Origin of the sequence: Streptomyces sp. SPB074, assembly GCF_000154905.1 — a bacterium.
Taxonomy (GTDB): domain Bacteria; phylum Actinomycetota; class Actinomycetes; order Streptomycetales; family Streptomycetaceae; genus Streptomyces.
This window is the reverse complement of record NZ_GG770539.1, coordinates 420,882-426,721: the sequence shown is the minus strand read 5'-3', so window position 1 is coordinate 426,721 and position 5,840 is coordinate 420,882. Positions and strand designations below refer to the sequence as shown.

5 protein-coding genes and 1 pseudogene are annotated in these 5,840 nt (G+C 74.5%); 4 read left to right on the top strand and 2 right to left on the bottom strand.

Translation table 11 applies throughout. The features are described 5' to 3' along the window. The coding region (locus SSBG_RS01745) for an amidohydrolase family protein (RefSeq protein WP_008744517.1) at window positions 1-1,039 on the bottom strand (1,039 nt) is incomplete at its 3' end. Between the two features lie 69 nt (window positions 1,040-1,108). Then, window positions 1,109-1,780 (bottom strand): GntR family transcriptional regulator, encoded by a 672-nt coding sequence (locus SSBG_RS01740; RefSeq protein WP_008744516.1) that lies wholly within the window; start codon window positions 1,778-1,780, stop codon window positions 1,109-1,111. Between the two features lie 362 nt (window positions 1,781-2,142). Between SSBG_RS01740 and SSBG_RS01735 the strand changes: the two genes are divergently transcribed. The 4 genes and pseudogenes from SSBG_RS01735 (at window position 2,143) to SSBG_RS01720 (ending at window position 5,794) form a co-directional block, all read left to right on the top strand. Continuing rightward, the gene (locus SSBG_RS01735) at window positions 2,143-2,676 is read left to right on the top strand and encodes a ferritin-like domain-containing protein (RefSeq protein WP_008744515.1); all 534 of its coding nucleotides are present in this window, start codon (window positions 2,143-2,145) and stop codon (window positions 2,674-2,676) included. A gap of 129 nt (window positions 2,677-2,805) precedes the next feature. Beyond that, complete coding sequence (locus tag SSBG_RS01730; protein ID WP_008744514.1) at window positions 2,806-3,843, top strand: SPFH domain-containing protein; 1,038 nt, start codon at window positions 2,806-2,808, stop codon at window positions 3,841-3,843. Beyond that, window positions 3,840-4,736, top strand: coding sequence for an inorganic polyphosphate/ATP-NAD kinase (locus SSBG_RS01725; protein ID WP_008744513.1), 897 nt, complete (start codon window positions 3,840-3,842; stop codon window positions 4,734-4,736). Before SSBG_RS01730 ends, SSBG_RS01725 begins: the two co-directional genes overlap by 4 nt. A 133-nt stretch (window positions 4,737-4,869) precedes the next feature. Continuing rightward, window positions 4,870-5,794 (top strand): annotated as a pseudogene (locus SSBG_RS01720) (NADP-dependent oxidoreductase). Window positions 5,795-5,840: the final 46 nt, after the last annotated feature.

Here is a 5,840-nt window from a genome sequence, read left to right as displayed (position 1 = left end):
CCGAGGGGTCGATGACCGTGGCGCCGCCCCAGGTGGCGACGGCCATGCAGTGCTCGATCAGCTCGTCCCTGCGGTAGCGGTTGGTGAAGGCGAGCTGCCACGTACGGTCGAGCATGTCCGCGTTGCCGTACGGGGACCAGTAGTCGCGCTGGCCGTCCTCGCCGAGCCCGACGCGCACGCCGGCCTCGGTGAGCCCGGCGAGCGGGAGGGCGTGGAGCTGCTGCGCCGGGGCGATCGTCGCCATCGATATGTCCAGCTCGGCGAACTCCTCGGTCAGGCGCCGCGTCGTCGCCTCGTCCACCGCGCCCAGCTCGTAGGCGTGCGAGAGTGTCACCTTCCCCCGCATGCCGAGCGCGCGCACCCGCTCCAGGATCAGGTCCACGCTGAACATGCCGAGGTGGCCGGGCTCGTGCAGGTGGATGTCGATGGGCGCCTGGTGGCGCTCGGCGAGCCCGAAGACGATGTCGAGGTGCTTGACCGGGTCGCGGTCCAGGGTGCACGGGTCGATGCCGCCGACGACCGCGGCGCCCGAGGCGAGCGCCTGGTCCATCAGCTCCGGCACGCCCTTCTCGCGCAGCAGACCCGCCTGCGGGAAGGCCATGATCTCGACCTCGCAGCGGTCCTTGTGCGCCTCCTTCGCCGCGAGGACGCCCTCGAAGCGCTCCAGGCCGCTGTCCGCGTCGATCTGCGCGTAGCTGCGCACGCGGGTCGTGCCGCGCGCGATCATCAGGCCGAGGGCGTGGGTCGCGCGCTCCGCGACGGTGCCGTCCTCGCGCCAGTGGGCGCGGTCGTTCATCGTGAGGCCCCACACGCCGGGGGTGCCGGTGTGCGGCCGGAAGGGCAGCCCGAGGCGGTTGGAGTCCAGGTGGCAGTGCACGTCCGAGAAGGACGGCAGCGCGAGTCGGCCGCGCCCGGGGACGACGTCGTCCGCGCCGGTCGCGCGCGCCGGGTCGTGCGGGTGGAGCGCCGCTATCGCGCCGTCCGCGATCTCGATGTCCTGGGCGTCGCCGCCCCAGGGGCGGACGTTGCTGATGAGCATGGTGGTCCTCGGGGTGTGAAGGTCGTGCGGGTGGTTCCGCCGTCCCGCGCGCGGCGCGGGACGGCACGTTCACTCGGCCGGAAGGATGCGGGCGAGCGTGTCGAGGGAGGGGCGCCGGCCGCGTTCGATGTGGGCGTACGCGACGGCGCCCGCGAGTTCGGCGTTGCCCGCGCGGATCGCGGCGAGCAGGTCGCGGTGCTCGGCACACTGCACGGCGGGGTCGAGATTGCCGGTGAGGGTGAAGACCCACTGCATGAGGCCGAGGGAGGGCTGGAGGGCGGTCTGGAGGAGCTTGTTGCCGGTCAGTTCGACGATCCCGGCGTGCAGGGCGGTGTTGGCGGCGGGGATCTCGGAGACGGCGCCGCGCCGGGTCACGTCCTCGGCGTTCTCCATCAGCTCCGCGAGCCGCCGCGCCGCAGGCCCCTCGGAGTCCGCCTCGGCGGCGCGGCGGGCGGCGAAGACCTCAAGGCTCAGGCGGAGGTCGAAGAGTTCGGCGACGTCGCGCAGCGAGAGCCGCCGCACCGAGGCGCCCCGGCGCGGGGAGAGCTCCACGAGCCCCTCGGAGGCGAGCCGGGTCAGCGCCTCGCGCACCGGGATGCGCGAGAAGCCGAGCGCTTCGGACAGCTCGCGTTCCCGCAGCCGGGCCCCGGGCGGGTAGGTGCCGTCCAGTACACGCGTGCGGATGGTGTGCTCGGCGTGCGCGACGTGCGAGGCGCCCGCGTCGGGTCGCGGCGTGCTCATGGCCTGCCCGGGGCGGGCCAAGGACGGCGGGACCTGTGCATGGGACCTCCAGCCTCGCGGCCCGCCTGCCGGCCGGCCGCCACGCGATCAAGACGGCCGCGAGCCTAGCATTCTGGCATACCAAAAAGGAATACGGGAAAGGGAATTGTCCATGAAGCTGGGCTTTTGCGAGCGGGATCATCGTGCTCCGGTGGGATCTGTGTATACCGGCTGGGAGGTCACCCGCCGGGTGACTCCGTGTCCGCCATCGGCTGCGTGCCGTGTGCCGTGCCGGGTGGCGGTCCGCGCGGCGCGGTAGGCATCCCGCGCACGCGCACCGCGCGCGGTCGCCGATCGTCCACGAGCACCGCAGGGAGTACCGGATGGCCAACCAGTTCGCGATCGATGTCACCAGAATCCGCGAGCAGGCCCGCAAGCACATGACGGAGGGTCCCGTCACCAAGACCTACGACGCCGACCGCGCCCGGCTCGTGGAGGTCCTCAACGACGTCGTCGCGACCGAGGTGGTGTGCTTCCTGCGGTACTCGCAGAACGCCATCGCCGCGACCGGCATCGACCGGGCGCAGGTCGCCGCGGAGTTCCGCGAGCACGCGGGCGAGGAGATGCGGCACGCGCTGCGCGCCGCCGAGCGTGTCAGCCAGCTCGGCGAGCAGCCCGACTTCGATCCCGGCTCCCTCGTGGCCCGCGCGCACACCGAGTACGTGACGGCCGAGGAGCGCGACCTCCAGAAGATGCTGCGCGAGAAGCTCGTCGCCGAGCGGATCGTCATCACGACGTACCAGGAGATCATCCGCTGGATCGGTGACGGGGACCCCACCACGCGGCGCCTCATGGAGTCGATCCTCGAAGAGGAGGAGGAGCACGCCGACGACCTCAACGACCTGCTCGCGGGCTGAGGTCCCCGATAGCCGTCCCGCTCTTCACCACCCCCTTGTCGTCGCCTTGACGAGAAGGGGGTGGTGGTCGTACTGTCACTCCCACGGAACAGGTCTCGTCAAGTTGACGAGAACCGAGGGAGGGAAGTCATGGCCGACATCAGCAAGCGCTTCGGCAGGCGGCACCTGCGCGGCACGTCGAGCGCCTGGGTGCGCCACCACCGCGCGGGCAAGGTCGCCCACGAGGGCACGGGCCTCAGCTTCTGGTTCCGCCCGCTCACCGCGGCGCTCAGCGAGGTCCCCGTGGACGACCGCGAACTCGCCGTCACGATCCACGCCCGCACCGCCGACTTCCAGGACCTCGCGGTGCAGTCCACGCTCACCTACCGCATCGCCGACCCCACTCGCGCCGCCGAACGCATCGACTTCTCGCTCGACCCCGACACCGGCACCTGGCGCGCCGCCCCGCTCGACCAGCTCGCCGGGCTCCTCACCGAGACCGCCCAGCAGCACGCCGCCGAAGTCCTCGCGGCGACCCCGCTCGCCACCGCCCTCACCGAGGGCGTCAGCGCCGTCCACGCCCGCGTCACCCAGGGGCTGGCCGCGGAGCCCCGGCTGCCCGCGACCGGCGTCGAGGTCGTCGCCCTGCGCGTCGTCGCCCTGCGCCCCGAGCCGGAGGTCGAACGCGCCCTGCGCACCCCGACCCGCGAGCGCGTCCAGCAGGAGGCGGATCGCGCCACCTACGAGCGCCGCGCCGTCGCCGTCGAACGCGAACGCGCCATCGCCGAGAACGAACTCGCCAGCAAGGTCGAACTCGCCCGCCGCGAGGAACAACTCGTCGACCAGCGCGGCACCAACGCCCGCCGCGCCGCCGAGGAGGAGGCGGCGGCCGACGCCGTGCGCGCCGAGGCCGAGGCGGCCCGTACCGTACGGCTTGCCGAGGCCGAGGCCACGCGCGCCCGGCGGCTCGCCGAGGCCGAGGCGGAGGGGCTGCGCACGAGCGGCGAGGCCCGCGCCGCCGCGCGCGCCGCCTGGCTCCGCGTCCACGAGGGCACCGCGCCCGCGACCCTGCACGCCCTCAGCGTGGACCGCGCGGCCGAACAGCTCCCGCGCATCGAGCGCGTCACCGTCACGCCCGACACCGTCGCCGAACTGCTCGCCAAGTTCAGCGGCGGGGACCGCGCATGAGCCTCGCCCCGCGCGTCGTCCTCGTCCACCGCGTCAGCGAGTACCAGGAACTCCTCGCCCGCCACGGCACCCACGGCCAGGCCGCCTTCGTGCTCGGCAGCCGGGGCGACGACCTCGACACGCTCGCCGCCCGCCACCGGGCGACGCTCGACGCCCTCACCGGCATCGCCGCGCGCATCCCGCTCACCTGGCGGCAGGCCCGCGTCGAGCGCGCCGACCTCGACCGCTTCCTCTTCGCCCCCGAGGACATCGTCGTCGTCGCGGGCCAGGACGGCCTCGTCGCCAACGTCGCGCAGTACCTGCACGGCCAGCCCGTCATCGGCATCGACACCGACCCGGGCCGCAACCCCGGCGTCCTCGTCCGCCACCGCCCCCGCGACGCCGCCGCGCTCCTGCGCACCGCCGCCGGAGCGCGCGTCAGCACCGAGGACCTCACGATGGCCGAGGGCACCACCGACGACGGCCGCACGCTCCTCGCGCTCAACGAGATCTACATCGGCTCGGCGGGCCACCGCACCGCCCGCTACCGCCTGCGCCCCGGCCCCGGCGAGGGCGAGGAGGCGCAGGCCAGCTCGGGCGTCCTCGTCGGCACCGGGACGGGCGCCGGCGGCTGGCTGCGCTCGCTGTGGCAGGAACGCGGCGCCGCCACGCCGTTGCCCGGAGCGACCGAGGACCGCCTCCTGTGGTTCGTGCGCGAGGCGTGGCCCTCGCCGACGACCGGCGTGCGGCGCGTCGCCGGGCTCCTCGCCGAGCGCGACCGCCTCACCGTCACCGTCGAGTCGGACCACCTCGTGGCCTTCGCCGACGGCATGGACTCGGACGCCCTCGACCTGACGTGGGGCCAGTGCCTGCGGGCGGGGATCAGCGAGCGGCGGCTGCGGCTCGTGGTGTGAGGGCGGGACGGAGCCCGCTCACCCGGTCGGCCGAAACACGCCCCCCGTGCGGAATGCCCGCCCGGTGCGCGCGGTTGGAGGCCCCTTGCCGGGACCCGCTCGGGGCACCGGCTCTCGTGCGGGTGGAGGACTCATGAGCAAGGCTGTTCGGTTCGACGGGTACGGCGGGATCGACGTCCTGGAGGTGCGGGACGTGCCGGTGCCCGTACCGGCACCGGACGAGGTACTCGTGCGGGTGAGGGCGGCGGGCATCAACCCCGGCGAGGCGAAGATCCGCGAGGGCGAGATGCGCGAGCGGTGGCCCGCGACCTTCCCCTCCGGGCAGGGCAGCGACCTCGCGGGCGTCGTGGAGGCCACGGGCGAGGACGTGACGGAGTTCGCGCCGGGCGACGAGGTGCTCGGCCACACCTACTCCCGCGCCTCCCAGGCCACGCACGTGGCCGTGCAGGCCCACCGGCTCGTCCCGAAGCCGCCGGAGCTGCCCTTCGACGTCGCCGGTGCCCTCTTCGTCGCGGGCACGACGGCCTTCGCGGCGGTACGGACGGTGGCCCCGCGCGAGGGCGAGACGGTCGTCGTGGCGGGCGCGGCGGGCGGCGTCGGGGTCCTCGCCGTACAGCTCGCGCGGCGGACCGGCGCCCGCGTCCTCGGCCTCGCGAGCGAGCGCCACCACGAGTGGCTGCGCGCGCACGACATCGAGCCCGTCGCCTACGGCGAGGGCGTCGCGGAGCGCGTCGCGCGGGCGGCGGGGCCGCAGGGCGTCGCCGCCTTCATCGACCTCGCGGGGAACGACTACGTGGCACTCGCCATCGACCTCGGCGTCGCCCCCGCCCGCGTCGACACCGTCGTGGACTGCGCCGCCGCCGAGAAGTACGGCGTCCGGGCCGAGGGCGGCATGGCCGCCGACGACGCCGCGACGGTCTCCGAACTCGCCGCGCTCGCGGCACGCGGCGCACTCGACGTCCCGATCGCCGCCCGCTACCCGCTGGAGGAGGTCCGCGCCGCCTATACCGACCTGGCGCGCGGGCACACCCGGGGGGAAGATCGTGCTGCTGCCCTGAGCCGCGCGCCGCGCGCCGCGCGCCGCGGGGGAGGGGCGGGTACGCG

Excerpts from the sequence above, each read along its gene's own strand:
- SSBG_RS01730 (WP_008744514.1), top strand. The coding sequence starts at position 2,806 with ATGGCCGACATCAGCAAGCGCTTCGGCAGGCGGCACCTGCGCGGCACG.
- SSBG_RS01725 (WP_008744513.1), top strand. The coding sequence starts at position 3,840 with ATGAGCCTCGCCCCGCGCGTCGTCCTCGTCCACCGCGTCAGCGAGTAC.
- SSBG_RS01740 (WP_008744516.1), bottom strand. The coding sequence starts at position 1,780 with ATGAGCACGCCGCGACCCGACGCGGGCGCCTCGCACGTCGCGCACGCC.
- SSBG_RS01735 (WP_008744515.1), top strand. The coding sequence starts at position 2,143 with ATGGCCAACCAGTTCGCGATCGATGTCACCAGAATCCGCGAGCAGGCC.